Genomic DNA, 26,739 nt, shown 5'->3' on the forward strand with positions numbered 1-26,739 from the left:
CCCGGAGCAGTGATCACTGCTCCGGGACACCGGCCCCGAGCGTTTTCCCCAGGGCGCCGAGCAGCCCCGACAGCCGGCGCCGGTCCGCGGGCCCGAACCCGGCGAGCAGCTCGTGCTCCTGGGCGGACCGTGCGGCAGCGACCCGGTCGGACAGCGCGATGCCCTCAGAGGTGAGGCACAGCCGGACGATCCGGCGGTCGTCGGTGTCACGCTCCCGCCGGATCAGGCCCACCGCCTCGAGACGGTCCGCGTGCTGGGTGAGACCGCCCGCGCGGACGGCACCCGCGGCCGCCACCTCGCCCATCGTCCGGCGGTAGGGCTCACCCGCGTCGCGCAGCGTGGCGAGCACCTCGTAGGCGGGCAGGCTGATGCCGTACGCGCGGACGGTCCTGCCGACGAGCTCCTGATGACGCCGGGCGCACTCGCTCAGCCTGTCGAACAGGAACGGGGCGGAGTCGTCCGCGCCGGGGGGCGTCGGCGCGGACGGCCGGGTTTCCGGGCTCCGGACCCCCGGGCGCTCGGTCTCCGGTCGCCCGGTCTCCGATCGCTCGGCCTCCGGCCCCTCGGGGCGGGTGGACGCGGCCCCGCTCGAACCCTCTGCCCCGCGTTCCTGTCTGCGGGTGGGGTGGAGGGCGTCGCCGAAGGCGGTGGTGAGCACGTCCGTCAGCGCGGGGGCTAGGTCCCCGGTCGGGACGGAAACCGCAGGATCGTGTGCGAAGACGTAGCGTTCCATGATCACGCCGAAGAGGACGCTGCGGATCATGGCGATGCGCACCTCCGCCTCGGCCGAGTCGCCGAGCAGCCGCGCGAGAGGCTCGCCGACCTGCTTCTCCAGGATCGTGCGCAGCAGTTCGGCACTCGGCGGGTGGCTCACAGCCGAGCGGATCAGCGCCGGCCAGGGATCGTCGGCCGGCAGCCGGTCCCAGCGTTCCAGGTAGGCCCGGGCAAGGGCGGCCGGGAGATCGCCCGTGGCATCGGCCCCGAGCACATCGCCGGTGACACCCGCTCCGCTCCCGACCGCCTCGCGGAACAGACCGTCCTTGGTACCGAAGTACGCCATCACCAGGCCGGGTGTCACCCCGGCCTCGGCCGCGATGGCGCGGACCCCGACGCCCTTGTAGCCGTGCGCGCCGAAGAGCCGTCGGGCGGCATCGAGGACCGCGCGGCGATTGCCTTCCGGGTCGTGGGAGCCGGCGCGGCGCGGCGCGGCCGCCGACTGCCCGGCATCGGGGTCGGGACTTCCGGGCGCGCGTCGGCGCCCCTTGCTCTTTGGATCCACAGCCCTCACATTAAACGAGTGTTCATAAAAACAGTCGTTCAAAAACGGTCACACTGTGTGGACGGGACCGGTCCGGAAGGTGAGCGGCAGTCCGGTGCCGCCCCGCCGCACGGCGATGATCTCGGCCATGATCGACACGGCGGTCTCCTCGGGTCCACGGCCGCCGAGATCCAGGCCGACCGGCGAACGCAGCCGCGCGATGTCCGCCTCGGTGGCACCGGCCGCACGCAGCCGTTCGAGCCGGTCCTGATGCGTACGGCGGCTGCCCATGGCGCCCACGTATCCGGCTCGGCCGCGCAGGGCGAGCGCGAGGACCGGCACGTCGAAGCGGTGGTCGTGGGTCAGCACGATCACCGCGGTCCCCTGGTCGACCAGATCCTCCTGGGTGCGCAACCAGCGCTCGGGCCGGTCGGTGACCACCTCGTCGGCACCGGGAAAACGCTCGGGTGCCGCAAACGCGGGCCTGGCGTCGCAGACCGTCACGCGATGCCCGAGCGCGGCACCGATGCTCGCCAGGGGCCGGGCGAACTCGGCCGCACCGAAGATCAGCAGCCTCGGCCGGGGCGCGAACGACTGCACCAGCAGCTCCCGCTCCGGCACGCAGACGGTGCCGTCGACTTCAGCGTTTCCACTGGTCACAAGCCCACTCGCGGCTCGTCCCAGCATGCCCTCGGCGGCCAGGACCCCCGCTCGGTCGACCTCCGGGTCACCCAGGGAGCCGGTCACCGTCCCGCCGCCGACGGCGAGTGCGCCGCCGTCGAGGGGAGTGACCAGAGCCACCGGCACGCCGGCCGCCATATCGGCGGCGACACGGCCGAGCGGCACCTCGGGCCCCACCTCACGGATCAGCACCTCGATCGTGCCGCCACAGGTCAGACCCACCGCGAAGGCGTCCTCGTCGCCGACCCCCCAGCGCTCGACGGTCGGAGCGGCGCCCGCGAGCACCTCCTCGGCGATCGCGCAGACGGCGGCTTCGACGCAGCCGCCGGAGACGCTGCCGACGATGCGGCCGCCCTCGGACACCAGCATCGACGCCCCCGGCGCGTGCGGCGCCGAGCCCCAGGTCCGCAGGACGGTCGCCATGGCGAAGCGGGTGCCGGAGCGCTGCCAGGCGACTGCCTGGTCGATGACGTGTCGCATGTCGCCCACCTCGGACTAGGAATCCCGGACCGGGAAATCTCGGACAGCCTCTTGCCAAGAAGAAACTTTAGTGTAAATCATTTTAGGTACTAGATAGATCTGTACGTGTCGAACGGAACGGCGCGACGACGACCCAGAGAGGACCGGTGGCAGCAGGTTGAAACCCTCATCCTTCGACTACACCGCCCCCAGCACTGTCGGCGAGGCGGTCGCCCTCCTCGCCGACGAGGAGCGGGAGGCCAAGGTCGTGGCGGGCGGCCAGTCCCTGATCCCCATGCTGAACATGCGCCTCGCCAGACCCGAGGTGCTCGTCGACATCACCCGCATCCCGGAGCTCGGCCGTCTCCATGTCGACGCGGAGGGCAACCTCCGCATCGGGGCAGCCGTGCGGCAGGCCCGCGCCGCCGCCGACCCCGCGGTACGGGACGGGTGGCCGCTGCTGGCCGCCGCGATCGAGCGGATCGGCCACCCGCAGATCCGCAACCGCGGCACAGTCTGCGGCAGTCTCGCCCACCACGACCCGGCCGCCGAGCTGCCCGCCGCGGCCCTCGCGCTGGACGCCCGATTCGTGGTCACCGGGCCACGCGGCACCCGTACCGTCACCGCCGAGGACTTCTTCGTCGCGACCTTCTCCACCGCCGTCGAGGCGGACGAGCTGCTCACCGAGGTGGTGTTCCCCCCGCTGCCGGCGGATCACGGCTGGGCCTTCGAGGAACTGACCCGCAGACACGGCGACTTCGCCACCGTCGGCGTGGCCGTCGTGCTGGAAAGGAACGCCGGGACGGGCACCGTCCGGACCGCCCGTGTGGTCTTCAGCGGCGCAGCCCCCGTCCCCGTACGGCTGGCCGCCTCCGAGGACGCACTTGTGGGCAGCGATGCCGGCGGGCAGGCCCTCACCGCCGCAGCCGACGCCGCGCTGGCCGGGCTCGCCCCTTCCGACGACATCCATGCCACCGCCGAGTACCGGCGCGAAGGCGCCGCTCATCTCCTCGTCCGCGCCTGCACCACCGCCTGGGAGCGCTGCTGATGACCCCGTCCGTCCCCACCCCTCTCGCGGCCCGTACGCCGCCGCTCGCCGAACCCTCCGCCTGGCACGAGATCTCCCTCACCGTGAACGGCCGGCCCGTCACCGCCCAGGTCGAGTCCCGGCTCCTCCTCAGCGACTTCCTGCGCGACCGGCTCGGTCTCACCGGCACGCATGTCGGCTGCGAGCACGGGGTCTGCGGGGCCTGCACCGTCCTTGTCGACGACGAGCCAGTACGTACCTGCCTGCTTCTGGCCGTGCAGTGCGGGGGCGCCGAGATCCGCACGGTCGAGGGCCTCGCCCCCGGCGACGCCCCTCTCACCTCCGTACAGCAGGCCTTCCACGAGTGCCACGGCATGCAGTGCGGGTTCTGCACGCCCGGGTTCGTGATGACGACGACCGCCCTCACCGAGCGGTCCGACCGACCGGACGAGGAACAGGTCGCCGACGCACTCAGCGGGCATCTGTGCCGGTGCACCGGCTACCGCAACATCCGCCGTGCCGTGTGCCAGGCACTCGACGAGCGATTCGGGGAGTGACCCGTATGTCCCACGATTCCCACCCGCACCCGCACGGCGACGGGAGCTGGATCGGCCGTTCCGTCCCTCGCGTCGAGGACGACCGGCTGCTGCGCGGCAACGGACGCTACGTCGACGACATCGCCCTGCCCGGCGCCGTCGAGGCCGCGTTCCTGCGCAGTCCGCACGCCCACGCCCGCATCGAATCCGTCGACGTGAGCGCGGCACTGGCCGCGCCCGGCGTCGTCGCCGTGTGGACCGGTGACGACGTGGAGGACCTTCCGGCGATGCTGAACAAGGAGGAACTGCGCACCCCGCCGGGGCTCGCCGAACTCCTGGACCCGGTGGTCCGCATGACTCCCATGCCGCTGCTCGCCGCCGACAAGGTCCTCTACGTCGGCCAGCCCGTCGCCGTGGTCTTCGCCGAGAACCGCTACCTCGCCGAGGACGCCCTGGAACTCGTCGACGTGCGCTACTCCCCGCTGGCCGTGCTCGTCGACCCCGAACTCTCCCTGACCCCGGACGCGCCTCTGCTGCACGCGGAGCTGCCCGACAACACGGCGGTCACCGTCGCCGCCCGTGTCGGCGACCCGGACGCGGCGTTCGCCCGCGCGCACGCCGTGGTGAGCGAGCGGTTCGAGGCCCACCGGTACGTCGCCTCTCCGATCGAGACCCGCGCGATTTCGGCCCAGGTGGATCCGTACAGCGGCCGGCTGACCGTCTGGTCGGGCACCCAGACCCCCCACCGGCTGCGGGACGCCATCGCCCACACCCTCGGTCTGGAGCCCGCCGCCGTCCACGTCGTCGCGGCCGACGTCGGCGGCGGTTTCGGGCAGAAGGGCATCCTCTACGTCGAGGAGCTCATCGTCCCCCATGCCGCCCGCCGCATCGGCCGCCCCGTGCTGTGGCGCGAGGACCGCAACGAGAACCTCACCGCCTCCTCCCACGCCCGTGAGCAGATCCACACCATCGAACTCGCCGCGGACTCCGAAGGCCTGATCATCGCCGTGCGCGACCGGATCACCGTCAACTTCGGCGCCTACAACATGACCGGCCTCGTCGTGCCGTACAACTCGCTCTGCCATCTGCTGGGCCCGTATCGCATCCCCCACGTGGACATCGGCGTGGTCGGTGTGCTCACCAACACCACGTTCGCCACGCCGTACCGGGGAGCCGGGCGCCCGGAGACGGTCTTCGCCATGGAACGCGCGATGGACAGGCTGGCCGCGGAACTGGGCATCGAGCCCGAGGAGTTGCGGGCGCGCAATCTAGTCGGGCCCGACGCGATGCCGTACGCGACCGGACTCGTGGACCGCTCGGGCAGACCGCAGACGTACGACTCCGGGGACTACCCCGAGCTGCTGCGCCGCGCCGTGGCCAAGGCCGATGTCGAGGGGGTGCGCGCACGGCAGCGCGAAGGCGCCCGGGACGGAAAGTACGTCGGCATCGGATTCGCCATGTACATCGAAGCCACCGGCCTCGGACCGTTCGAGACGGCCCGGATCGACATCGCCCCCAGCGGCAGGGTGCGCCTCGCCATCGGTGCCCCCTCCCAGGGGCAGGGGCACCGCACCTCCATGGCACAGATCGCCGCGGACGCCATCGGAGTGCCGTTCGACGTCATCGACGTGGTCGGCGGAGACACGGAGGCCACCCCGTTCGGTGTGGGCACCATCGCCAGCCGGGCCCTGGTCAACGCGGGCAACGCCACCCACCGGGCCGGTCGGCTGGTCCGCGAGAAGATCGTCGAAGCGGCGGCGCGCCGTCTCGGCGTCGACGCGGGCGGCCTCGGTCTGAGCGACGGCGTCGTGGCGTCCAAGGAGCCGGGCGGTCCGTCCATCGGTCTGGCGGAGCTGGCCGGGCGGGCCCCGCTGCCCGGCACCCCGGAACCCGCCGACGGGCGGTACGGCACCGAGATCAGTGAGACGGTGCACTTCCGCCCACCGGGTTTCGCGGTCTCGGCCGGAGCGCACGCGGCGGTCGTCGAGGTCGACGCGCGTACCGGCGGCGTCGAGATCCTGCACTACGTCGTCGTCCACGACGCGGGCAACATCGTCAACCCGATGATCGCGGAGGGCCAGGTCACCGGCGGCATCGCTCAGGGGATCGGCGGCGCCCTGTACGAGGAGATGGTCTACGGCCCCGACGGCCAGCCCCGCACCGGCACGTACATGGACTACCTGGTGCCCACGTCCTCGGAGATACCCGACCTCGACATGGACGAGACCTTCACCCCCAGTCCCATGAACGATCTCGGGGTCAAGGGCCTCGGCGAGGGCGGCGCGATCGCCCCGCAGGCGGTGCTGGCCGGTGCCGTCGAAGACGCGCTGCGTCCCTTCGGTGTGGTCGTACGCCGAGGACCGCTCTCCCCCAGCCGGGTCCGTGACCTGATCCGTACGGCCGACCGAACCTGAGCCCGAGCTCGTTCCGCACCTGAATCCGGCCCCGGCCGGCAGCTCCTCCGATTGGACACCCCATGCAGCTCGACCACTCCTTCACCGTCCCGGCGGGTCCCGACGACGCCTGGAAGCTGTTCCTCGACCTCGGCAGGGTCGCCCCGTGCATGCCCGGCGCCGTGCTGGACACCCTCGACGGTGACTCGTTCACCGGACGCGTGAAGGTCAAGGTCGGCGCGGTGCAGATGAGTTACCGCGGCGAGGGCACCGTCAGCCGCGACGACTCCGCCCGTTCGATGCACCTCGACCTCAGCGGGAGCGAGACCCGGGGTTCGGGTACCGCGTCGGCCACGGTCACCGCGACGCTGGCCGCCGACCCGCTCGGTACGCGGGTGCGGGTACGTACGGACCTCGACATCACCGGCCGTCCCGCGCAGTTCGGCCGGGGCATCATGACCGAGGTCGGCGACCGCATCGTCCAGCAGTTCGCCACCCGTCTCGAAGAGCTGCTGCGGGACTCCGGGGGCTCCGGTTCCGTCGCGGCGACGGCGGGCGCCACGGGGTCGTCCGCCCGCCTCTCGCCCGAGCCCGAGGCGGTGGACCTCGGAGCGGCGGTACTGCCCGTGCTGCTCAGGAAGGCTGCCGTGCCCACGGCGGCGGTGCTGGTCACCGTCGTGGTGATCCAGCTGCTGAGGCGGCGTTCCCGCAGGTGATTCGGGCTGCGCGGCCCCTCCCCCGGTCCGGCGCATCGCCTCAGCGGTAAGATTCTCAGTGCCGTGAGAAGCTGGCGGGCGCTGGACGAGGGGATGGGCATGGCTGCATCGAGGCCGGTGGACCGGGACGCCGTCGCGAACGTGATCGAGGACTGGGCACGCGAACGCCCCGAGCTGGACACCAGTCCACTCGAGGTCCTCGCGCGCCTCCATCGTTCCTTCCTGCGGTACAGCACCAGGCTGACGGCATCGATCGAGCGTCACGGCCTGTCCGTGGCCGGCTTCGACGTGCTGACCGCTCTGCGGCGGTCCGGAGCTCCCTACCGGCTGACGGCCGGACAGCTCGCGGACACCGGACTGGTGTCATCGGCAGGGGTGACGCTTCGGATCGACCGCCTGGAGAAGGACGGTCTCATCGTCCGCGAGCGGGACGCCGACGACCGCCGGGTCGTCTACTCCCGTCTGACCGACAAGGGTCTGTCGACGGTGGACACCGTGTTTTCGGAGCACCTCGACAACGAACGCCGGATGCTCAGCGGCCTTTCGCCGTCCGAATGCCGCCAGCTGGCGCGGCTGCTGCGCAAGCTCGAGGTTTCGATCATCCATTCCGACGAGGAACCGACCGACGCCACGGCGTGATCCGCGGTGCGGCCCCCGTCATCCGAGGAACGCCGCGGTGGCCGCCACGAACGTGTCGGGATCGTCGAGCCACGGGAAGTGCCCGGCCCCGGGCTGAACGACCAGCTCTGCGTGCGGGAACAGACCGGCGAACTCGGTCACCGCGGGCGGAGGGGAGTTCAGGTCGACCTCGCCGGCCAGCAGCAGGACCGGCGCGGTGAACCGTGCGAGCGCCGCCCGCGTGGTGTCCGGATCGAAGGCGCCCTCGGCCGCGAACACGCCCGCCGCCTCCGCGTTCTTCTGCCTGTCCTCCGCAGCACGGAACGCCCGGGCCGCCTCGTCCCAGCGGCCGTGGAAGAACGGGGCGACGGCCTCGAACGCTTCGGATGTCGCATTTCCGGCAACGATCGCTTCCAGGGCGGCGAAGGCCTCGGGAAACCACGGCTCGTCCCGGCGGAGCTGCGCCGTCCCGCGCCGGAGTTCACCCGTGATCGTGATGCCGACGGCCATGACGCTGGGCGCGATCAGCGCGAGCCTGCCGACGCGCTCCGGATGGCGCTCCACGTACAGGGCGGCCAGATTGGCGCCGGCCGAATGTGCGAGGACGTCCACCCTGTCGAGACCCAGGTGGACGCGCAGGGATTCGACGTCGTCGACGAGCCGGTCGCAGCGGTAGGAGGAGACGTCCTCGGGTACGGCCGACTGCCCGGTTCCGCGCAGGTCGAGCATGATCAGCTGCCGGTGAGCATCAAGGCCGCCGAGGTTTCCGAGGTAGACGGAGTCCTGCATGGGTCCGCCCGGAAGGCAGAGCACCGGAGCGCCCTCTCCGAACGCACGGTAGGCAAGCTTGGTCCCGTCATGCGCGGTGAAGGCGGTCATGAGCAGGACTCTGCCAGCGGCCTACGGACGGAGCAACCGGATTCCCCGGCGGCGACGACGCAGGTGGGGGACGGCGGGTGCGCTAGGCGCACGCGCGGCCCGGATACTCGTCGTCCTCGGGTGCGCCGGCCTCCCGCATTCTGCGCAGGACCTCACGCAGGTCCGAATCGGCCACCTCGGCGGGCATGTTGAGCTCCCTGTCGAAGACCATGCTGGCCCCGTCCGTGTTCCAGATGACCCACCGGGCGGTGGGCGCCGGAGTCTGCCACAGCCCTGCCCACCGTTCGGGCGCTTCCGTTCGTTCACTCACGGCTTTCCCGTCTCCTTGGTGTCACGGCCGGCCACGTACGTGGCTACGACCTCGATGTCCCCGATCCGCGACGGTGCGACCCGCCTGGGATCGTCCCCGAGCACCACGAGGTCGGCGCGTCTGCCCGGGGTGAGGGTGCCGGCGGTGTCGTCCCACCGGCAGGCGCGGGCTCCGGCGACGGTGTAGGCACGCAGGGCCTCGTCGACGGTGATGCCCTCCTCCGGGCCGATCAGCAGGCCGGAGGTGGAGGCCCGCTCGACCATGAACTGGATCGCGCGCAGCGGCGAACCGTCCGTGACGGGCCGGTCGGAGCTGCCCACGAGCGTGACGCCGTGGTCGAGGAATCCCCGGCCCCGGTACATCCACGCCGCCCGCTCCTCCCCCATGACGGCCGCGTAGTCGTCACCGAAGTAGCGCAGGAAGTTGGGCTGGATCACGGCGCTGACGTCGAGGCGGGCGAAGCGCGGCAGCTGGTCGGGGCGGATCAGCCCGGCGTGCTCGATGCGGTGGCGTGCGTCCGGCCGGGGCCTCAGGTTCTGCGCCCGCTCCAGCGCGTCCAGTGCCAGGTCGGCGGCACGGTCGCCGATGGCGTGGACGGCGAGCTGCCAGCCGGCGAGGTGGCCGTCCACGATGAGGTCGGTGAGACGGTCGGGGTCGTCCTGGAGCTGCCCGGTGTGGGCCATGCCCTCGTACGGGGAGGTGAGGGCCGCGGTGCGCGCCATCATGCCGCCGTCGGTGTAGATCTTGAGGGCACCCAGCGAGAGCCAGTCGTCGCCGAACCCGGTACGCAGGCCCAGGTCGAGGGCTCGCGGAATGCCGTCGTCGCGGTGCGCGGCGCGTGGCCGCAGGGTGTCTCCCGCGGCCATGAGCTGAACCCTCAGGGGCAGCCGGCCCTGTTCCTTGAGGAGTTGGTACGCCCCGGCTTCGACGGGGCTGTTGCCCAGGAGGCCTCCCCCGATGCCCGCCTCCGCGCAGGCGGTGATGCCCTCGGCGAGACAGCCGCGGGCCGCGTGCTCGATCGCGTCGGCGAGCTCCTCCTGGGAGTACGGCAGGCGCAGGCTCCGGGCGGCGGTCATGGCGCTCTCCGCCAGGAAGCCGTCCTGCTGCGGTACTCCGGCCGGAAGGAGTTCCAGGACCGCGCTGTTGACCACGCAGGCGTGTCCGGAGTCGTGCATCAGGAACACCTTGCGCCCCTGGCTGACCCGGTCCAGTTCGGCGGCGGTCAGATGGCGTCCCAGGGCCCGTTGGTCGTAGCCGGCGATGTCGACCCAGGCGCCGGGCGCGGACGTCCGCGAGACGGCCTCCGCGACGACGGCGAGGACGTCCTCGACCCGCTCGCACGGGGCCACACTGGGCGTGCTCGCCCTGAGGCCGGTCCAGGCCAGGTGTACGTGACTGTCGATGAACCCGGGAAGCACGGTGGCGCCCTGGAGATCGATGACCTCACGTGCGGGGAGGGCGGCCACCTCGTCGTCGAGTCCCACGATCAGGCCGTGCCAGATGCCCAGTTCGTGGGCGACGGGGCGGTCCGGGTCCATGGTGAGGATGTGCGCGTTCGTCAGCCTCGTACAGAGCATGGGCAGTCAGTCACCGGTCGTCGCAGTTCCCGGCCATCTCGTGGTCCGTGCCCGGCACTTGGGCAGGGCTGTCCGCCGCTCGGATGGCCAGGCGACCGGTCGGAACTTAGGTAACGCTAACCTGAATCCGGGCGGCCTGTCGACGGGGCGGACCGGTCGTGCGCGCGGCTGTGGCCAGATACCGGTCCGGCCACGGCCGCGCCGCCCGGTCAGACGTCCTGGGGCTCGACGACCAGCACGATCTTGCCGGTGGTCCGGCCGGTCTCTCCGAGGGCGTGGGCCTTCGCCGCTTCGGCGAGCGGGAAGGCGGCCTCGATGTGGGCACGCAGGGAGCCCGCTTCCACGAGGTCGGCGATCGCCTCCATTCCGGCGTGGTCCGCCTCCACGAGCAGGGATTCGACACGTACGCCCAGCTCGGCCGCCCGGTCCGCCTCGCCCGGGTCGGTACCCGGCAGCAGGGAGACGAGGATGCCGCCGGGGCGCAGGACCCCGAGGGAGCGGGCGCGGGTGTCCCCGGACAGGGGGTCGAGGACGACGTCGATGTCCTGGACCGCTTCGGCGAAGTCGACGCTGCGGTAGTCGATCACCTCGTCCGCGCCGAGTGAGCGGACGAAGTCGTGCTTGGCGCCGCTCGCGGTACCGATGACGTAGGCGCCGCGGGCCTTGGCGATCTGGACGGCGAGGTGGCCGACGCCGCCGGCGGCCGCGTGGACGAGGACCCGCTGCCCGGCGCGGACGCCGGCGGTGTCGACGAGTGCCTGGTAGGCGGTGAGAGCGGCGAGCGGGAGAGCTCCGGCCTGGATGTGGTCGATACCGGCGGGCTTGTGGGCGAAGGCCCTCGCCGGACCGCTCACGTACTCGGCGTGGGAGCCCAGACCGTACGGGTACGGAAGCATTCCGAAGACTTCGTCGCCGGGCTTGAAGAGGGTGACGCCGAAGCCGACGGCTTCGACGGTTCCGGAGACGTCCCAGCCCAGTACGAGCGGCAGGCGGTCGAGGAAGAGGCCGCCCTCCCGGTGCTTCCAGTCGGTGGGGTTGACGCCGGCCGCGCGGACGGCAACCAGGATCTGGCTCGGTCCGGGGACGGGCCGCGGCAGGCGGACCTCCTCGAGGACGTCCGGGGTTCCGTAGGTGTCCTGGCTGATGGCGCGCATGGTGGTGACGGCCGGGGCAGCGGTGTTCGCTGTGCTGTGACTCATACGTCCAGCATCGCGGCGGCGTCCGGCGAGTACCATGGCATGATTGCCACCTTTCGACAGGATCCTGCCATGGGACGTCCACACCGCGTCGTCGTGCTCGCACTGGACGGCGTGTACCCGTTCGAGCTGGGTATTCCGAGCCGGGTCTTCGGGGCCGCCCGGGGCCTGTACGAAGTCGTGACCTGCACCGTCGACGGCCGTCCGGTGCACACCAACTCCGACTTCTCGGTCACCGTCGAGCAGGGACCGGAAGCGCTGGCCACGGCCGACACCGTCGTGATCCCGCCCTTCGACACCTCACGCATCACCCGGGAGGTACCGCCCTCGGTCGCGGAGGCCCTCGCGTCCGTGCCGAAGGGCACGCGCATCGTGTCGATCTGCACGGCCGCGTTCGTCCTCGCCGCGGTCGGACTGCTCGACGGCCGGCCGGCCACGACGCACTGGGCCGTCACCCAGCTCTTCCAGGAGTGGTTCCCGCACATCGCGCTCGATCCGGATGTGCTCTTCGTCGACGACGACGACGTCCTGACGTCGGCGGGTGCGGCCTCGGGGGTGGATGTGTGCCTCCACCTCGTGCGCAAGGACCACGGCAGCGCCGTCGCCAACCACGTCGCGCGCGCCTGCGTCGTTCCGCCGTGGCGGGACGGCGGGCAGGCGCAGTACATCGAGCAGCCGGTGCCCGGGGCGTCCGCGAACAGCACGGCCGCCACCCGCCAATGGGCGTTGGAGCACCTGTACGAGCCCCTGAGCCTGACCGAACTCGCCGGCCACGCGCGTATGAGCCTGCGCACCTTCGCCCGCCGCTTCGGCGAGGAGGTGGGGATGAGTCCGGGGCGTTGGCTGATCCAGCAGCGGGTCGTCCGGGCACGTCACCTGCTCGAATCGACCGATCTTCCGGTGGACGACATCGCCGCGCAGGTCGGCTTCGGCACCGGCACGTCGCTGCGGCAGCACCTGCACACGGCCATCGGCGTGACTCCGCTCGCCTACCGTCGTACGTTCCGCGGCGTACCGGCGGACGCCCGCTGAGCGGATCGGTCCGCGTCGGCGGGCAGGTCGAGCCGGGTGAGGTGATCGGGCGTCAGCGCACGCAGGAAGCTCCCGGCGTCGAACGCCTCACCGGCCGCGGCCACGCCCGTTGCCTTGCAGCGTCCGTCGAGGATGCGCGCGACCGCTTCCACGACGAGCGGTGCCGTGACGGCGTAGATGTCGCGCCCGCCTGCGACGGCTCGGCGTGTCTCGCGGCCGCGGCGGACGACCGCGTCGACGAGGAAGGTCTGTGCGGAGCGCCCGCTGCCGTCCGCGGGGACGGGTGCCGGGGTGTCCTCCGCTCGGAGGTCCCGCAGCGGCGCGAGGTTCATCACCGCGCGTACCTCCGGTGTCCGCACGTGGCGCGGGAGGGTGACCTGTTCGGCTGTCGGGAACGCACTGGCGTCCTGGGTGCCGAGCGGCTCGGGGAAACGCCACGGGAAGACGTCCCGGGAGTAGCCGAACGGCTGGAGCCTGCCTCCCGTATAGGTGAGGTGCTGCCCCGCGTTGCTCTCTCCGGTGAGCCGTGTGCCGGGCGTCGGGTGCCAGCTGTCGAGTCCGTACGCAAGGGTGATTTCGTCCGCGTCCGGCCAGTCGCCCAGGGCCGCGGTGGCGAGCAGGTCGCCCAGACCGCCGTAGAAGGCAAGGGACGGCACGAGAACGACACCGGCTTCCCGGGCCCTGTCCCCGTATGTGTCGAACAGGGCGGCGGTGACTCCTTGTTCGGCGGAGACATCCAGGTACGGGAGGCCCGCGCGAAGCGCCGCCTCGGCCACGGCGGGAGCTGTCGCGAGAAACGGTCCCGCGCAGTTGACGACCGCGCCGGCGCCGTCGAGCGCGCGGTCGAGAGAAGCCGCGTCCTCGGTCGTCGCCACACGTACGGGCGCGCCGGGGGCCAGGTCCCGCATCCCGTCGAGTCTCGTCCGGTCCCGTCCGACGAGAAGTGGTGTCATGCCCCGGCGCAGCAGCTCGGCCACGACGAAGCGGCCGGTGTGTCCGTAGGCACCGACGACAGCGACCACCGGCGGCCCGGAACGGTCCCCGGCTGACGCTGCGGCAGATACGGAAGAGGTGTGGCTCATCGCCGGCTCCTTGTGTTCGAAGGGCGAAGTGCCCCTGCCCCCATGATCCGCGCCCGGTCCGCGTGCGGCCAGTGGCCGGAACGACGAGGGGCGTACAGTTTCGGACATGCGAAAAGTGGTGATGGCCCTCACCGAGGGCAGCATGCTCTTCGAGGCCGCTGCGGCCTGCGAGGTCTTCGGCACGGACCACTCGGACCTGGCCGCGCCCTGGTACTCCTTCACCGTCTGCGGGGCCGACGGAACCCGCGTCGGGGACTGGTTCCGGGCCGAGACCGCCCAGGGGCTGGAGGCCCTGGCCGACGCGCACACCGTGGTCGTCCCGGCATGGCGCGGCGTGGACATGGACCCGCCGGAGGCACTGGTCGACGCCGTCCGCGCCGCCCACGCGGCGGGAGCGCGGATCGTGTCGCTGTGCACGGGCGCCTTCGTCCTGGCCGCGGCGGGACTCCTGGACGGACGCCGCATCACCACGCACTGGGCCCATACGGACGTGCTCGCCGCGCGGTATCCGCGCGTCAGGGTCGACGCCGGGGTGCTCTTCACCGACGAGGGCGACGTTCTCACCTCGGCGGGGAAGTCCGCCGGCATGGACCTGTGTCTGCACATCGTCCGTGCCGACTACGGGGCGACGGTGGCCAACGCGCTCGCCAGACGCCTCGTCACCCCGCCCCACCGGGACGGCGGTCAGGCGCAGTTCATTCCGGCGCCGGTGACGCACGGCCGCGACCACCCGCTCGCCGACCTGCTTCCCTGGGCGCTGGCCCGGCTCGACCAGCCACTCACGGTGGAGGACCTGGCCCGGCAGGCGGGGATGAGCAGCCGCAACCTGGCCCGGCACTTCCACGCCGTCACCGGAACGGCACCGCTGCGGTGGCTGCTCAGTCAACGCGTGCGGCAGGCACAGGAGCTGCTGGAGTCGAGCGATGCCGGTATCGAGCGGATCGCGGAGTGGACGGGCATGGGGACGGCCGCCACGCTCCGGCGGCACTTCACTCGTGTCACGGGGCTGCCGCCCGAGGCGTACCGGCGGACATTCGGCGCCCCGGGGCCCGGCCGGACGGGCTGAACAGCAGGATTTTCAGGCGCTGTTGTCCGTGAAGACGCCGGTGCCCGCGAAGGCCGCGGCGGCGAAGCGCTCGCCGATACGACGGTGCGACGCGGCGTCCGGGTGGAGCTGGTCGGGCAGGGGCAGTTCGGCGAAGTCCGCCTCGCCGTAGAGCTCGCGGCCGTCGAGGTAGTGCAGATGGGGGTCCTCGGCGGCCCGTGCGGTGGTGATGCGGACGAGTTCCTGCCGGATGATGTCGAGCGTCAGGCGGGTGGAGTCCGCGGGGTCGCCCATCGCGACGAATTTCAGTTTCCCTTCCCCGATGTTGCTGAAGTCGGGGGCGGCAGGACCGGGAGTGTCCTCGTGGATCGGGCAGAGGATGGGCGACACGACCAGCAACGGCGTGGTCGGGTGCCCCTCCCGGATGGTGTCGAGGAAGCCGTGCACCGCCGGGCCGAAAGCACGCCGGCGCATCAGGTCGGTGTTGACGAGGTTGATGCCGATCTTGACGCTGATCAGGTCTGCGGGGGTGTCCCGCATGGTCCGCGCGGTGAACGGGTCGAGCAGCGCGCTGCCGGCCAGGCCCAGATTGATCAGTTCCACGCCACCGAGGGACGCGGCGAGTGCGGGCCACGTGCTGGTGGGGCCCGCGGCGTCGGATCCATGACTGATCGAACTGCCGTGGTGCAGCCATACCTTGCGGCCCGGGTCCGGTGCGGGCTCGATGGGGGCGTCGGTGCGCAGCGCGACCAGTTCGGTTGTCTCGTTGTGCGGCAGCCAGATCTCGACGTCCTTGTCGCCGTCCGGCAGATCGGCGAAACGGAGAATGCCTGCCTGTCCGGGTTCGTGCACGACCGAACCGGTGGTCATGTCGATGGTGAGCGTGTTGCCGCCGTCCACACCTGCCCGGCCGGTCAGGCGGCCGTCGACGAGCAGGTCGTACCTGCCGCCCGGGCGGGGCGGCGCACCCACGTAGACGCGCTTCGTCGGCACGGTGTCCAGTTCGACGGCGGTCGCCCGGGTGCGGAACACCAGCCGGACGCCGGAGGGCTGGGCCTCCGCCATCGCCAGTTGCCCGTCGGCGCACTGGGCGCGGGCCCAGGCGGGAAGCCGGTGCGGCAGAAGGCCTTGCGCGGTGCGCTCCAGGTCGAGGGCGCCGCGGACGATGTCAGTGGTGATGGGCGTGGTGATCCAGTGGTGCTCGGTGTACATGTCACAGCCTGTTGATCGAAGTGTTCGGGTGCGCCGGGGCGTTCGCCGGTGCGTGGGGTCGCCCGTGGGGCTTCCGGGCGTGCGGGGCTGCGGTCAGTTCGCGGGCCAGTTCCGCAGCAGGGCGTCGAGGGCGTCCATCATCCGGGTCCAGGTCTCCTGGGTGTCGGGGGCGCTGTGGCTGAAGCCTCCACCCATCTCCAGGCTGACGTAGCCGTGGAAGAAGCTGCCCAGCAGCCGGACCGCGTGGGTCTGGTCGGGTTCCTCCAGGTCGTAGCCCCGGAGGATCGCGCGCGTCATCTGTGCGTGCCTGCTGCCTGCACTGGCGGCCGCCGCCTCCGGATCGAGCCTCAGCTGGGCCGCGGCGTAGCGGCCGGGATGCTCGTGGGCGTAGTCGCGGTAGACATTCGCGAGGGCGGCCAGGGCGTCCTTGCCTGCCCGCCCCGCCAGGGCGGCTGCGCCACGGTCGGCGAGCTCCTCCAGGGCGAGCAGCGCGATCCTGGTCCTGAGGTCCTGGGAGTTCTTGAGGTGTGAGTACAGACTCGCGACCTTGACGTCGAACTGCCTGGCGAGCGCCGAGACGGTCACCTGCTCGAACCCGACTTCGTCGGCCATTTCGGCTCCGGCCCGGGTCAGACGTTCCGCGGTCAGTCCTGCGCGCACCATGCGTTTCTCCCGTTCGACAGAGCCTACTATGCATTTACCTAATACCTTTAGGCAAATCAGGTAACGGTGGTGCTGTCGCTGGAGCCCGGCGGAACCGGGCGGAGAGGGTCCCCCCTGCGCCGCCCGCACCGATGAGTTTCGCCCTCACCGCCGGTCCACCCTTCACAGGGCCGAGACGAAGGAGCGAGAACGATGACCAGGGTCTACACCGGCGGAAGCATGTCCCTCGACGGGTACATCTCGGGGCCCGAGGAGACCGGCTTCGACAAGCTGTTCAAGTGGTACGAGAACGGCGACGTCACCGTCGAGACCACTCACCCCGAGCTGACCTTCCATCTCACCGAGGTGAGCGCCACCCACTGGCGGCGGATCATCGCCGAGACGGGGGCGCTCGTCGTCGGGCTCAAGCTGTTCGACATCACGCAGGGCTGGGGCGGCAACCATCCGATGGGCGTGCCGGTCGTCGTGGTCACGCATTCCGTTCCGGACGGCTGGCCGCGCGAAGGGGCGCCGTTCCACTTCGTCACGGAGGGCGGCACCGAAGGCATCGAGCGCGCGGTGGGGCTGGCGCGCGAACTCGCCGGGGACAAGAACGTCTGCGTGAACGCCGGGACCATCGCCCGGCAGTGCCTCGACGCCCGGCTGCTCGACGAGGTCGGAATCGATCTGGTGCCTGTACTGCTCGGCGGCGGAACGCCGTTCTTCACGGACCTCAAGGGCGCGCCGTACGAGCTGGAGGGACCCGTCTCCACCGCCGAGGGGAAGGACGTGACACACCTTCGCTACCGCGTGCGGTACGCGTGACCGCCGCCCTGCATCTGGCGGCCATCTTGATCTGGGCCCGCCGCTGAGTCGGGAGGAGCGGCCGCACGCGGCGATCAGGACGGCTCGTGCTCGACCAGTCGCGACTGCCGCCCCGCAAACGCGCTTCGCAGGGCACGGGCCTCACGGTTCCGCTCAGCGAAGACTCCTTGCGTCTCCACGTGAACCACCAGGACGTCGTAGCTGTCGATGACGGCGGAGATACCTCGAGTCTGAATGGCGTCTCGCCAGGCATCGACGTTCCGGCCGAACCACTTCGGCAGCCCACAGGGCTCGGCGACGGCGTCCCAGAAGCTATCGAGCGTCTCGATCGATCGCCCCCGCAGGTCAACCACCAGCTCCGACTCTGTCTTCTTGGCCATCGCAGCAGAGTAACCAACCCTCACCCAACGGGGCTGGGATCCAAAGAGACAGGCTCTAGTCCACCCGGTAGTTGACCAGGTAGACCGAACCCTCCACCGGCGACGAGGCGACCTTGGCGATCGGCCCCTCGCCGAGCTCCATCTCCTCGATGCGGATCGAGCCCAGCAGGTCGTCGCCGGACAGGTCGTGGTCCCACAGGGAGAGGTTCTGCGCGCCCTCTACCGGCACGGCCACCCCCAGCGGCTGGGTCTGACCGGATCCCACCGATCCCGCCGAGCCGTTGCCCGGCCAGATCGCCTGGGAGAGGTCCCCCTGGGTGCTGGTGGTGATGTACAGGTCGTCGGGGTCGTTCCGGGAGGCGTCGATTGCCGTGAGGGCCTCGGGAACCGACTGCACGAGGGCCTCGAGAGTGGTCCCGCCCAAGGGGATCTTGCTGGCGAAGGCGGCCACCGCGCTGTTCGCGGCAGAGTCGGTCCCGGTCGCCGCGTGGACGCAGTAGACGTCGAGAATGGTGGCGGTCGCAGACATGGTCTTCCTCCAGTCGTTCGTCCGTGCGCTCAGCTTCCGTGCGCCCGTTCCGGAACAGTGGTGTTTCACGGATCCACGGTCGTCACCGCCGCGGTGTCACAGTACGTCGCCGCCCCTCAGTCGATGAGGGTGCTGTGGTGCGCCACGGCCCCGCCCGTCGGCGTCCAGCTCACGTGCCCGTGCTGGAAGCGGTTCGAGCGGTTGTCCCCGGTACCGATTTCGTCGGTGGTCGGATAGCCGAGGAAGCTTCGCTCCCAGCCCATGCCCGCCCACAGGTCGCGGATGGCTCCGTGCGTCTCCCGTGCCCCTGTCTGCGGGGTCCAGTAGATCGAGCCGCCCTCGAAGTGGTTGAAGCGGCCGGTTCCGTCCGGGCATCCCGACTCGTCCGTGAGCGGATATCCCAGGAAGCCGCCGGAGCCGCCCAGTTCGGCGTAGTGGAGACGGATGTCGCCGTGGACCTCGTGCGCGCCTGTCCCCTGCGTCCAGTAGATCGACCCGTTCGCGAAGTCCCGCGAGGTGCCCCGCCCATCGGGGTTCGGACCCTCGTGGCTTCCCGCGCCCGCGTCGAACGGCGCGCCGATCCACTGAACCTGTGTCCACTTGTCGTCGATGGCTGTCATGTCTCTCGACCTCCGGCCGAAGCTGTACGCGGTGGGTAGACGGGTCATGGTTCATCGGGACGGTTCGTCTGCAGGGGCAGCCAGTCCCAGAAGTTGTGGGTGCCCACCGGCCGGTAGCGGACCAGCCCGGAAAAGTGCGGGACCCGGACGAGCGCATGGGAGGTCGCTTCCTTCCCGGCCTCGTCGAAGGAGTCGGAAACATCGCCGTGCCAGTAGCCGGCATCGAGCAGGGCATCCCCCGAGAGCTGGTGCGGCGGAGAGACACAGAGCGGCAGGTACAACTGGGCAGGCCCGCCCTTGTCGGCGATCACCTGGTCCAGAGCCCGGCCCGCAAGCTGGGTATGGGACCCGGTTTCGGCCCCGGGCGCGAACTGCCGCAGGATCAGCGCCAGTGGCAGGTCCCCGACGCTCTTCCAGGCCACGGCGAACGCACCGGCCCTGTCGCCGCTCTCACCGCTGGCCTCCGGCTCCGCGCCCGGCACTCTGAGGACGAAGCCGCTGCTCTCCGTCACGGGCCGCAGCCGCCAGCCCTCGGCGCGGCCGTCGGCGTTTCCGGCGGCCGCGCCCTCCGCCCAGGCGTCCATGAACCCGGGATGCCGGGTCGACGGCGTCTCGGGCACGTCGGGGGGTGTGCTGACGCCGGTGTCGTAGCCGGCCTGCCAGCCTCTGGCTTCGACCGAGGAGCCGAAGTCTCCGTCCTTCTCCTGGCCGTACGGATTGGTGTGGGGCATGGCGGCTTCGCTCCTTCGTCTTCACCACTGAGGCTTCACCACTGAGGCTTCACCACTGAGGCTTCGCGACGAGGCCGTAGGACCAGGTGCGGCCCTTCGACATCTCGAAGTGCAGGTGCGGGCCGGTGGAGTTGCCGGTGGAGCCGACCTTGCCGAGCTGCTGACCCGCGCGGACGGCCTGCCCCTCCTTGACCTGCAGGGCGGAGAGGTGGCAGTACGTGTACACGTGCCCGTTGTCGGCCCGCAGGCCGATCCATTTGCCGTAGGCGCCGCCTCCGCCGTTGGACCAGGCGATGGTCCCCTTGCGGACGGCCACCACCGGGGCGCCTGCCGGAGCGGCGAAGTCCTGCCCGGTGTGGCGGCCCACCCCGTCGGGCTTCCACGCGTAGGGGCCGCGGGCGAAGAACGCGAACGACACACGTCGCCCGGGCACCGGGGATGCCACTCGCGCCGATCCCGTGGACGTGTTCTTCCGGGCGGGGACTCCCGTGCAGTCGACGGGAAAGCCACCGAGACGGCCGAGTGCGGTGAGGGACTTGCAGCCCGGTACGCCGTCGGCGTCGGCTCCCTTGTATCCCTGCTCCTTCTGCTCCGCCGCGTAGGCCTCCTTGGTCTGGTCCCCGAAGAAGCCGGTGGCGCCGTCCGGGATGCTTCGTCCCCGGGCGATCAGTGCCTGCTGGACGATCCGGATGTCGCCGTTCGACTCGCCGTACTGAACCTTGGCCAGCATCACCATGACGAACTCATCCCACTCTCTCTCCTTGCTCCTGACCCACTTCGTGGCTCCGCAGCGCATCAGCTCCACGGGGTGACGGTGAGGCGGATCCTCGCCTGTTCCCCGAGGATCGGCGCGGCGCTCTCGGGCAGCGGAATGCCGGCCACCCACACGCCGGTGCTGGAGTCCTCGTCGGCAACAGGAGCGCCGCTGGGCTCGTGGTCACTGATCGCACCGGGGATGAGGGAGTTCCAGGCGGCCCACGTCCCCTTGCCGACGTCGATGACGAGGATGTCGTCGAAGTCGGCTGTCTGCTCGAGGTGATCACCGAAGCTCAGGAACCCGTCGCGTTCACGCAGCGACAGGATGCGCAGGTGCAGCGCGTAGCGCATGGTTCCGCTCCCGTCCCCCGGTCGCAGGGAGCTGCACAGGAAGGTCGTCGTCAGCGGAACGGTGTCCTGCGGATCCGACGAGGACAGCTGAACCGGACACCAGTGGGCGGTCGAGCGCTCATGTATCAGCACCGGCAGACCGCGCACCGAAAGCTGGGTCTCGGCCTGCCACGTGGCCGTGCGGTCCGAAGGGAGCCGGTGCCCGACCAGTTCGGCCACCACCTTCCGGTCGCCGAAGAGGAAGCGCCGCAGATTCTGGTACCCCTCCTCCGAGTTGACGAGGCCGTAGCGGCCGCTGTGACTGCGGTGCAGGTATGCCCGGTGTGCCCCGGGGACATAGGCGTTCTCGATCTGCACCAGCCCGTCGCTGCGACTGCCCACGGCTGCGGACGAGAGGCCGAACGCGACCTCGTAGTCCGTGGGGTTCGTCCCCACCAGGCAGAAGACCCGGTGCCGGGGAAAGGCCAGGGGTGCGTCGGCGCCGCGCTCGGGCATGTCGCGGGCGCGCCAGCCCTCGGGGCGGCCGTTCGGGTCCAGAGCGGCGGTGGGCGTGAGGTACTCGTACATGCGCTGCGGTCCGAAGATGTCGGCCCCGTTGATGCCGATCGCGTCGCGCACCTTCTCGAACAGACCGAAGCCCGCCTCGAAGGCGATCCCCCCATGCGGTGTTCCGTACGTGAACAGCTTGTCGACGCACTCGGCCGGGTCTCGGCCCAGATCCGGAAGGATCTTCTGCACGAGGCACCGGCAGATGAGTCCGCCCATGGAATGGGCGACGAGATGGACGCGAGGAGCCCCGGACTTTGCGCGGATCTTGTCGACGAGCCGCAGCAGATCAGCAGCCGCGTCCTCCAGCCGGAATTCCTCGGCCGTGCCGTCCCAGGTGTTCGCGGAGACGTCGTAGAAGCGGTGCACCCAGACACTGTCGGGTGGCACCGACTCATGGGTGTCCAGATAGGCTTCCTGACCCCCTTCGACGAGAATGTTGTATTTCTCGTCCAGGTGCAGGCGCAGAAGAGGACTTTCGAACTGGTGGAAGCTGGGCTGATTGCCCGCTCCTACGCGCACATGGGTGGAACCCTCGTTGAATCCGTAGAACGGGTCCATGACGACGTTGTTGATTCCCGAGGTGTTGCCCGCGAATCCTCGTACGTAGACGATCGGGAGCTTTTCTCTGCCAGGCATGAGGACACCTCACTGCCCCCGGTCAGCACGAAGGGATATCGGGAAGCCAGGAACTTGAGTGGTCGATGAAGATGTTGGAGACGTATCCCCCGTAATCGGGGAGGAAGGACCAGGCGTTGTTGGTGTGGTCCGCGGTGCTCACCGTCTCGCCCTCCCGCTGGCACGACACACGCACCTGGGTGGGGCCAGCGAGTACGGCGACGACGGGCGCACCCAGAAGGGGCTCCTGGCGTACGTTCACACCGGTGCCCCACGTCATGAAGAGGGCGCCGGTCTCGATGTGTTCACCCCCGCGGTCCTCAGGTGTCTCCCCGAACACGGGGAGGTTCCAGGGCTGATCGTCGTCGCACAGCGGGCTCGCGACCACGGAGAGGTGAAAGTGCTTCTCGTGCGGGTTCGCACCGTCGTACGGGCCCCACTGCCAGCTGCGGCTGCTGCCGATGCGGCGGTTGGCGATGACGTACTTGATCCTGGGGTCCTGGCTGCCGAGCAGCTGGTCGCCGATCTGCTGGATGTCGAGGCCGTGGGCCGGATCGTGGGTGAAGTCCCGCGCGGTGACAATTCCGGGTCCGTACCAGGGATTGTGATCGCTCGCGCTTCCGGACTTCTGATGCGCCTCGTCCCCGATTCCGCCGTCCGAGGCGGTGGAACGACCAGGAAAGCGGGCGTTCAGCTGATGTCGCAGTGTTTCGAGACTGGTTGCGACCCGCCAATCCATCGTCACCACTTCCCCACAGAGGCGAATGACTCAACTCTATCCCTCATCGGCCGAGCAGGTACATGTAGGCCGCGGTGCCGGACGGCTTCCTGTCCGGCCCGCCATCCTGGCCGGGAGCGACCGGAGAAGCAGTACGCGAAGGGGCACGGCCGGACTTCTGCGAGCCCGGTCGGCAAAGGCACAATGACGGACCGCTTCACGCGACCGCGCGTGAGTACTTGATGGTCGATTAGGACGGTTCCCAGTATTCAGCATTCGGGTGAAACGTGCACCTCAGCCCGGAACTTCGCCCGCTTGCGCCTTCCTCCCACGACGTCAGAATGGAGACAGGAGTTGACAGTACGTCTACTCGATGCTCCTTTCCCCGGGACGAGGAGGCGGCACTCATGGTGCTGCTCGGAAACACCCAATTCGGCAAGTCCCACGAAGACGTCCGTACGGTCCAGCGCGCCCTCATCGACCGTGGCCGTGACATTCCGGACGGCGTCACCGGGTTCTTCGGCGAGCAGACCAGGGACGCCTATGCGGAGGAGCAGCGCGCCCAGGGCTACGCCGGGGCCGACGCGGACGGAATCCCCGGCTGCACCTCCCTGACCGAGCTCGGGCGCCTCACAGGCTTCCCCGTGGACTGCCGCGGCGCCGTGGCGGCGCACGCACCTACAGGAAAACTGGGCCTGCCGCAGGTCACGTACAACGACCCGCACGACGACGCCGGGCCGGCGGCGATGGAGAAATACGCCCGGAAGGCCTGTGCCCTGACCGGCATGGATCCGCGCTTCGGAGTCCCGGCGCTGGTCACCATCGCCAAACGGGAATCCGCCTGCAACGACCGGCGCTGGCGGGTCAACACGGTGGACTCGAACGCGCGTGGCCGGATCGTGGCCGACGGGCATCCGCAGAACTGTTCTCGTGGCGCCACGCAGTGCATTCCCACCACGTTCGCCGCCTACCACCAGGCGCAGACCGCCACGACCCCGTACGACGTGGTCGCCTGCATGTGCGCCACCATCAACTACGTACGTGATCGCTATGGCGTGAACCGGGCGGGTTCCAATTTCGCCTCACGTGTTCAGCAGGCCGATCCGAAGCGGCCGGCCAGAGGATACTGAGAGCCGCAGAGGGCCTTGCCGGGGCAAGGTGGTTGCTTGGTCAATTGCCTGGTTCGGACGGCCATATGGGGCCCGGCCCGGTAACCGCACGGGCCGCGGCGCAGTTCATTTCCCGCCGACTTGCCAGGCCCCGGAAACGTAGAACACTTGGCTGTGAAGGCACGCGCGATCAGAGGCGGTCATGTCCTCTCGTTCCGAGCACCAGTCCCCTGCCGATGTGTCTTCGCTGAGAGCGCCTCATGTGATGCGCTCAGCGGCCATGACAGTCCTTGTCCTCGTCACCCTGTTCGTCGTGATCCGTGCTGTCGGCGGTGAGGGACCCACCTGGCAGGCTACGGGCTGGATGAAGGTCATCGAGGTACCGGCCGAGTGGTTCATGCAGTTCGTCGACGGGGTGGCCCGCCTGGTGAAGGGGGGCAGTGACGGGGCCTCGTTGAGCGCCCGGCTCGGATGCCTGCTGTTGCTCATCATCCTGTTCATGGCGCTTCGGCGCTGGATGCTCATGTACTACGCCCACAAGCCCGGGGCCGTGGACGTGAAGAAGCTCGTCGCCTCCGCACCGGGTATCGAACAGCAACTGGAGGGACTCACCGCTCAGTTGCGTAAGCAACTGTCGGAGACGAACCTCTATCCGCCGACGGCCCTGCCTGCGGAAGCACCGGCTGACAACTTCCTCGATCTGCTCGGTGACGTCGACCTCGAACCCAAGAAGCTGGGCACGAGCCTGCTGCGCCTCTTCAGCCGCTTGCGTCCGAAGATCGCCTACACGGTTCGCGGAGTCCTGCGGGTACGGGATCAGGAGCCCGGTTTCGGTATCACCGTCACGGTCACCTCCTACGCGATCCGGGGCAGCCGCACGGAATCGATCTGGAGCCCTACGTGGGAGGAGGCCATCCAGGAGGCCGGCTACTGGGTGATGGCGACCCTGGTGCCCGTCACCCGGGCCGGCCGGCGCCCCCCTTGGCAGGGGTGGCGCGGCCGGGACCTGCCGCCGGACCTCTTCGCCGCCTACCAGCAGGCTCGGGAGCTCAGCCAGGAGCGGAAGTTCGATGACGCCCTGGACCGCTACTACGAGGCGTTGCGGCTCGACCCGACCAACCTCTACCTCCGCACGCAGATCGCCGGGATACAGGAGCAGCTCTGGCTTCACCTCGACGCCCTGGAGACGTACTACGGGGCCATCCTCCTGGACGGCCAGAACAGCGCGCAGCGCAACGCACGGACAGGAATGCGCTCCTGGGACCCTCGCCGGATCCTCCGCCGCCGCTACGGATGGTGGCGAAGCGGTCTCCTGGAGGCGCGTTTCCGCTACGCCGTCGTCCTCGGGGTGGCGGAGCGGACCGCCGAACAGTGGTGCAAGAGCGACCATCCGCCGTGCCCGCGGCGGGCGCACGCCCGGAAGGAGATCCGGCAGGCCCTCGCACCCGCTCTCGCCGCCCGGCACTGGCGTGCCCTCACGGGGCTCATGCCGCCGGGCCGCGCGGAGCCGTTCGCCCGGGATCAGGAGAGGCGTGCCAAGGAGTGGCTCGAGACGGAACTGGGCGAGGAGCGGCGGCGGTATCCGATCGTCCGTGAGATCTTTCAGCTCGCGTGCAGGGAGGAGATGCAGCAACTCGCCGCGGACTATCCCCGCATGATTCGCCTCCGGCACCCGTTCGTCCGTGCTCACGGAACGCTCACCCGGACCTCCCTGCGGCTCAACCGGGATGTGTGGGCACCCCTGCGCCTGGCCTGGGCCCACGAGGACGCGAAGCGCGACGGGATGGGCCTTCTGGAGAACTCCCTGTCCTGGCCCTCGTCGGCCGAGACGCTCGAGCACAGGACGAAGAGGATCAGAGGGCCGTTCCGCGCCACGCGCCGATGGCTGTCCCGCGGCTGGCGCCTGTGGCAGGACAACTACAACGCCGCGTGTGTGTACGCGGTGGCGATGAACGGGACCGTGGGGCAGTCGCCGGGCCAGGAACGCAGAGCACTCGCCGATCTGGCCGTGGACGAACTGGAGGGCGCGGCGCACGCCGATGTGAGCGGCGTCCATCCGGTCACACGCTCGTGGCTGCTCATCGAGGACCCGGATCTGGAGAAGCTGCGGCAGGAGAGCCGCTTCATCCGCTTCGAGCGGGAGACGTTCCCGCATGCCGCGCCGGACCGTCATCGGCCCGAGCGTCCTCTGCGGCCGGAGATGAAGGCTTACGACAAGCAGATGCTGAGCGGATGCGCGGCGGTCATGGAGCACACGTGGCGTGTCCGACGCAGGCAGCTTCCCGCCGAGCCGCACGTTCTCGCCGAATGGTTCGCCGGTGAGGCCGAGCTCTGGCGGTGCATCGACCGCATCGCCTCGAACCAGGGGCGCAACTGGCGTGACCGGGAACGGCTCCTGCAGCGCGTCAGGGAGATCGCCGACAACGGACTGCTGATCAGGTGCGGGCTGCCGTCACGCCTGCCCGAGATGGACGATCTGCTGGACGACGCGACCTGGGACACCCTCGACAGCGTGCAGGAGCGGATCACGAGTTTCGAGGAGACGTTCGCGGATCGGCTCTCGGCGGTGAGCCTTGCCGTGGCGGTGGGGCCGGACGGCTCGGCCAACCACCACTCCCCCATCCTTCTCAGCGGGCAGTGGCTGGCGTCGGTGCGGCAGAACGGCTCATCGCCGGACTTCGTCAAGCAGGCCGCTGTCCATCAGGTGTGCTCGGACTACGAGATGGCCTGGCGGGCACTGCGGGAGCTCCTCGACCCCGACGAGAGCGCCACGGCGCTCTCCGACGCACTGCTGCACTTCCACACACCGCACGGCCCTTGGCGTGCGCTCGCTGTGATCAGAACGGGCGGGCCGCACGGTCTCCGTCGGGCCGGCTGAGTCACCACAAGGGTG

At 70.2% G+C, this 26,739-nt stretch carries 26 protein-coding genes; 10 read left to right on the forward strand and 16 right to left on the reverse strand.

Annotation, left to right across the window (positions count from 1 at the left end; translation table 11 throughout):
* Positions 1 to 13: 13 nt before the first annotated feature.
* Both ACFQ6X_RS18170 and ACFQ6X_RS18175 read right to left on the reverse strand, forming a co-directional pair.
* Positions 14 to 1,279 carry a TetR family transcriptional regulator gene (locus ACFQ6X_RS18170; protein WP_383182580.1) on the reverse strand — a complete coding sequence of 422 codons (1,266 nt, stop codon included), beginning with the start codon at positions 1,277 to 1,279 and terminating at the stop codon, positions 14 to 16.
* 48 nt (positions 1,280 to 1,327) lie between these two features.
* The gene (locus ACFQ6X_RS18175) at positions 1,328 to 2,419 is read right to left on the reverse strand and encodes an XdhC family protein (RefSeq protein WP_383182582.1); all 1,092 of its coding nucleotides are present in this window, start codon (positions 2,417 to 2,419) and stop codon (positions 1,328 to 1,330) included.
* Positions 2,420 to 2,576: 157 nt separating this feature from the next.
* On the opposite strand from ACFQ6X_RS18175, the gene ACFQ6X_RS18180 reads away from it, so the two are divergent.
* The 5 genes from ACFQ6X_RS18180 (at position 2,577) to ACFQ6X_RS18200 (ending at position 7,709) form a co-directional block, all read left to right on the forward strand.
* Positions 2,577 to 3,446, forward strand: coding sequence for an FAD binding domain-containing protein (locus ACFQ6X_RS18180; RefSeq protein WP_383182584.1), 870 nt, complete (start codon positions 2,577 to 2,579; stop codon positions 3,444 to 3,446).
* Entirely contained in the window at positions 3,446 to 3,982 is a 537-nt protein-coding gene (locus ACFQ6X_RS18185) for a (2Fe-2S)-binding protein (protein WP_383182586.1), read from the forward strand. The genes ACFQ6X_RS18180 and ACFQ6X_RS18185 overlap by 1 nt, the downstream gene beginning before the upstream one ends.
* A gap of 5 nt (positions 3,983 to 3,987) precedes the next feature.
* Positions 3,988 to 6,375, forward strand: coding sequence for a xanthine dehydrogenase family protein molybdopterin-binding subunit (locus ACFQ6X_RS18190; RefSeq protein ID WP_383182587.1), 2,388 nt, complete (start codon positions 3,988 to 3,990; stop codon positions 6,373 to 6,375).
* Positions 6,376 to 6,437: 62 nt separating this feature from the next.
* Entirely contained in the window at positions 6,438 to 7,070 is a 633-nt protein-coding gene (locus ACFQ6X_RS18195) for an SRPBCC family protein (protein ID WP_383182589.1), read from the forward strand.
* Positions 7,071 to 7,163: 93 nt separating this feature from the next.
* On the forward strand, positions 7,164 to 7,709 hold the full coding sequence (locus ACFQ6X_RS18200) for a MarR family winged helix-turn-helix transcriptional regulator (protein ID WP_383182785.1): 546 nt from the start codon (positions 7,164 to 7,166) through the stop codon (positions 7,707 to 7,709).
* Between the two features lie 18 nt (positions 7,710 to 7,727).
* Here the strand turns inward: ACFQ6X_RS18200 and ACFQ6X_RS18205 are convergent, their stop codons facing one another.
* From ACFQ6X_RS18205 to ACFQ6X_RS18220, 4 genes are all read right to left on the reverse strand, one after another.
* Positions 7,728 to 8,567 (reverse strand): alpha/beta fold hydrolase, encoded by an 840-nt coding sequence (locus ACFQ6X_RS18205; protein ID WP_383182591.1) that lies wholly within the window; start codon positions 8,565 to 8,567, stop codon positions 7,728 to 7,730.
* A gap of 82 nt (positions 8,568 to 8,649) precedes the next feature.
* Entirely contained in the window at positions 8,650 to 8,877 is a 228-nt protein-coding gene (locus tag ACFQ6X_RS18210; protein WP_383182592.1) for a hypothetical protein, read from the reverse strand.
* Positions 8,874 to 10,454, reverse strand: coding sequence for an amidohydrolase (locus tag ACFQ6X_RS18215; protein WP_383182594.1), 1,581 nt, complete (start codon positions 10,452 to 10,454; stop codon positions 8,874 to 8,876). The genes ACFQ6X_RS18210 and ACFQ6X_RS18215 overlap by 4 nt, the downstream gene beginning before the upstream one ends.
* A 209-nt stretch (positions 10,455 to 10,663) precedes the next feature.
* Positions 10,664 to 11,608 (reverse strand): NADP-dependent oxidoreductase, encoded by a 945-nt coding sequence (locus ACFQ6X_RS18220; protein WP_383182787.1) that lies wholly within the window; start codon positions 11,606 to 11,608, stop codon positions 10,664 to 10,666.
* A gap of 114 nt (positions 11,609 to 11,722) precedes the next feature.
* Here ACFQ6X_RS18220 and ACFQ6X_RS18225 point away from each other — a divergent pair, with 114 nt between their 5' ends.
* Entirely contained in the window at positions 11,723 to 12,682 is a 960-nt protein-coding gene (locus ACFQ6X_RS18225) for a GlxA family transcriptional regulator (RefSeq protein ID WP_383182596.1), read from the forward strand.
* Here ACFQ6X_RS18225 and ACFQ6X_RS18230 read toward each other — a convergent pair.
* Complete coding sequence (locus ACFQ6X_RS18230; RefSeq protein ID WP_383182598.1) at positions 12,640 to 13,764, reverse strand: saccharopine dehydrogenase family protein; 1,125 nt, start codon at positions 13,762 to 13,764, stop codon at positions 12,640 to 12,642. The two genes, ACFQ6X_RS18225 and ACFQ6X_RS18230, sit on opposite strands and share 43 nt — an antisense overlap.
* A gap of 106 nt (positions 13,765 to 13,870) precedes the next feature.
* Here ACFQ6X_RS18230 and ACFQ6X_RS18235 point away from each other — a divergent pair, with 106 nt between their 5' ends.
* Positions 13,871 to 14,830, forward strand: a complete 960-nt coding sequence (locus tag ACFQ6X_RS18235) for a helix-turn-helix domain-containing protein (RefSeq protein ID WP_383182600.1) — start codon at positions 13,871 to 13,873, stop codon at positions 14,828 to 14,830.
* A 12-nt stretch (positions 14,831 to 14,842) separates the two neighbouring features.
* Here the strand turns inward: ACFQ6X_RS18235 and ACFQ6X_RS18240 are convergent, their stop codons facing one another.
* Positions 14,843 to 16,021: a GDSL-type esterase/lipase family protein gene (locus tag ACFQ6X_RS18240; protein ID WP_383182602.1), complete on the reverse strand. Its 1,179-nt coding sequence runs from the start codon at positions 16,019 to 16,021 to the stop codon at positions 14,843 to 14,845.
* Positions 16,022 to 16,114: 93 nt separating this feature from the next.
* Entirely contained in the window at positions 16,115 to 16,684 is a 570-nt protein-coding gene (locus ACFQ6X_RS18245) for a TetR/AcrR family transcriptional regulator (protein WP_383182604.1), read from the reverse strand.
* A 192-nt stretch (positions 16,685 to 16,876) separates the two neighbouring features.
* Here ACFQ6X_RS18245 and ACFQ6X_RS18250 point away from each other — a divergent pair, with 192 nt between their 5' ends.
* Positions 16,877 to 17,488: a dihydrofolate reductase family protein gene (locus ACFQ6X_RS18250; RefSeq protein WP_383182606.1), complete on the forward strand. Its 612-nt coding sequence runs from the start codon at positions 16,877 to 16,879 to the stop codon at positions 17,486 to 17,488.
* 74 nt (positions 17,489 to 17,562) lie between these two features.
* Here ACFQ6X_RS18250 and ACFQ6X_RS18255 read toward each other — a convergent pair whose 3' ends face one another.
* The 7 genes from ACFQ6X_RS18255 to ACFQ6X_RS18285 all read right to left on the reverse strand — a co-directional run bounded on the left by ACFQ6X_RS18255 (position 17,563) and on the right by ACFQ6X_RS18285 (position 22,758).
* A complete protein-coding gene (locus ACFQ6X_RS18255) occupies positions 17,563 to 17,868 on the reverse strand; it encodes a barstar family protein (protein ID WP_383182608.1) in 306 nt (101 codons plus the stop codon).
* A gap of 55 nt (positions 17,869 to 17,923) precedes the next feature.
* A complete protein-coding gene (locus ACFQ6X_RS18260) occupies positions 17,924 to 18,397 on the reverse strand; it encodes a hypothetical protein (RefSeq protein ID WP_383182610.1) in 474 nt (157 codons plus the stop codon).
* Positions 18,398 to 18,513: 116 nt separating this feature from the next.
* Positions 18,514 to 19,017, reverse strand: coding sequence for an LGFP repeat-containing protein (locus ACFQ6X_RS18265; protein WP_383182612.1), 504 nt, complete (start codon positions 19,015 to 19,017; stop codon positions 18,514 to 18,516).
* Positions 19,018 to 19,061: 44 nt separating this feature from the next.
* Positions 19,062 to 19,748, reverse strand: coding sequence for a hypothetical protein (locus tag ACFQ6X_RS18270; RefSeq protein WP_383182614.1), 687 nt, complete (start codon positions 19,746 to 19,748; stop codon positions 19,062 to 19,064).
* 49 nt (positions 19,749 to 19,797) lie between these two features.
* Positions 19,798 to 20,544 carry a peptidoglycan DD-metalloendopeptidase family protein gene (locus ACFQ6X_RS18275; RefSeq protein ID WP_383182789.1) on the reverse strand — a complete coding sequence of 249 codons (747 nt, stop codon included), beginning with the start codon at positions 20,542 to 20,544 and terminating at the stop codon, positions 19,798 to 19,800.
* Positions 20,544 to 22,040 carry an esterase/lipase family protein gene (locus ACFQ6X_RS18280; RefSeq protein ID WP_383182615.1) on the reverse strand — a complete coding sequence of 499 codons (1,497 nt, stop codon included), beginning with the start codon at positions 22,038 to 22,040 and terminating at the stop codon, positions 20,544 to 20,546. The genes ACFQ6X_RS18275 and ACFQ6X_RS18280 overlap by 1 nt, the downstream gene beginning before the upstream one ends.
* Before the next feature lie 22 nt (positions 22,041 to 22,062).
* On the reverse strand, positions 22,063 to 22,758 hold the full coding sequence (locus ACFQ6X_RS18285; RefSeq protein ID WP_383182791.1) for a hypothetical protein: 696 nt from the start codon (positions 22,756 to 22,758) through the stop codon (positions 22,063 to 22,065).
* A 386-nt stretch (positions 22,759 to 23,144) separates the two neighbouring features.
* Here ACFQ6X_RS18285 and ACFQ6X_RS18290 point away from each other — a divergent pair, with 386 nt between their 5' ends.
* Together ACFQ6X_RS18290 and ACFQ6X_RS18295 are read left to right on the forward strand one after the other, a co-directional pair.
* Positions 23,145 to 23,867, forward strand: coding sequence for a peptidoglycan-binding protein (locus ACFQ6X_RS18290; protein WP_383182617.1), 723 nt, complete (start codon positions 23,145 to 23,147; stop codon positions 23,865 to 23,867).
* Between the two features lie 259 nt (positions 23,868 to 24,126).
* Positions 24,127 to 26,724, forward strand: coding sequence for a hypothetical protein (locus ACFQ6X_RS18295; protein WP_383182619.1), 2,598 nt, complete (start codon positions 24,127 to 24,129; stop codon positions 26,722 to 26,724).
* Positions 26,725 to 26,739 lie beyond the last annotated feature (15 nt).

This window comes from Streptomyces sp. NPDC056452, assembly GCF_042796085.1.
Taxonomy (GTDB): domain Bacteria; phylum Actinomycetota; class Actinomycetes; order Streptomycetales; family Streptomycetaceae; genus Streptomyces.

Bases quoted from the DNA above. Each gene is read 5' to 3' on its own strand.
- ACFQ6X_RS18230 (WP_383182598.1), bottom strand. From the start codon at position 13,764: ATGAGCCACACCTCTTCCGTATCTGCCGCAGCGTCAGCCGGGGACCGT.
- ACFQ6X_RS18200 (WP_383182785.1), top strand. From the start codon at position 7,164: ATGGGCATGGCTGCATCGAGGCCGGTGGACCGGGACGCCGTCGCGAAC.
- ACFQ6X_RS18285 (WP_383182791.1), bottom strand. From the start codon at position 22,758: ATGGATTGGCGGGTCGCAACCAGTCTCGAAACACTGCGACATCAGCTG.
- ACFQ6X_RS18235 (WP_383182600.1), top strand. From the start codon at position 13,871: ATGCGAAAAGTGGTGATGGCCCTCACCGAGGGCAGCATGCTCTTCGAG.
- ACFQ6X_RS18175 (WP_383182582.1), bottom strand. From the start codon at position 2,419: ATGCGACACGTCATCGACCAGGCAGTCGCCTGGCAGCGCTCCGGCACC.
- ACFQ6X_RS18270 (WP_383182614.1), bottom strand. From the start codon at position 19,748: ATGCCCCACACCAATCCGTACGGCCAGGAGAAGGACGGAGACTTCGGC.
- ACFQ6X_RS18295 (WP_383182619.1), top strand. From the start codon at position 24,127: ATGACAGTCCTTGTCCTCGTCACCCTGTTCGTCGTGATCCGTGCTGTC.
- ACFQ6X_RS18225 (WP_383182596.1), top strand. From the start codon at position 11,723: ATGGGACGTCCACACCGCGTCGTCGTGCTCGCACTGGACGGCGTGTAC.
- ACFQ6X_RS18195 (WP_383182589.1), top strand. From the start codon at position 6,438: ATGCAGCTCGACCACTCCTTCACCGTCCCGGCGGGTCCCGACGACGCC.
- ACFQ6X_RS18220 (WP_383182787.1), bottom strand. From the start codon at position 11,608: ATGCGCGCCATCAGCCAGGACACCTACGGAACCCCGGACGTCCTCGAG.
- ACFQ6X_RS18240 (WP_383182602.1), bottom strand. From the start codon at position 16,021: ATGTACACCGAGCACCACTGGATCACCACGCCCATCACCACTGACATC.
- ACFQ6X_RS18275 (WP_383182789.1), bottom strand. From the start codon at position 20,544: ATGCGCTGCGGAGCCACGAAGTGGGTCAGGAGCAAGGAGAGAGAGTGG.
- ACFQ6X_RS18190 (WP_383182587.1), top strand. From the start codon at position 3,988: ATGTCCCACGATTCCCACCCGCACCCGCACGGCGACGGGAGCTGGATC.
- ACFQ6X_RS18290 (WP_383182617.1), top strand. From the start codon at position 23,145: ATGGTGCTGCTCGGAAACACCCAATTCGGCAAGTCCCACGAAGACGTC.
- ACFQ6X_RS18215 (WP_383182594.1), bottom strand. From the start codon at position 10,454: ATGCTCTGTACGAGGCTGACGAACGCGCACATCCTCACCATGGACCCG.
- ACFQ6X_RS18255 (WP_383182608.1), bottom strand. From the start codon at position 17,868: ATGGCCAAGAAGACAGAGTCGGAGCTGGTGGTTGACCTGCGGGGGCGA.
- ACFQ6X_RS18280 (WP_383182615.1), bottom strand. From the start codon at position 22,040: ATGCCTGGCAGAGAAAAGCTCCCGATCGTCTACGTACGAGGATTCGCG.
- ACFQ6X_RS18265 (WP_383182612.1), bottom strand. From the start codon at position 19,017: ATGACAGCCATCGACGACAAGTGGACACAGGTTCAGTGGATCGGCGCG.
- ACFQ6X_RS18260 (WP_383182610.1), bottom strand. From the start codon at position 18,397: ATGTCTGCGACCGCCACCATTCTCGACGTCTACTGCGTCCACGCGGCG.
- ACFQ6X_RS18205 (WP_383182591.1), bottom strand. From the start codon at position 8,567: ATGACCGCCTTCACCGCGCATGACGGGACCAAGCTTGCCTACCGTGCG.
- ACFQ6X_RS18245 (WP_383182604.1), bottom strand. From the start codon at position 16,684: ATGGTGCGCGCAGGACTGACCGCGGAACGTCTGACCCGGGCCGGAGCC.
- ACFQ6X_RS18250 (WP_383182606.1), top strand. From the start codon at position 16,877: ATGACCAGGGTCTACACCGGCGGAAGCATGTCCCTCGACGGGTACATC.
- ACFQ6X_RS18185 (WP_383182586.1), top strand. From the start codon at position 3,446: ATGACCCCGTCCGTCCCCACCCCTCTCGCGGCCCGTACGCCGCCGCTC.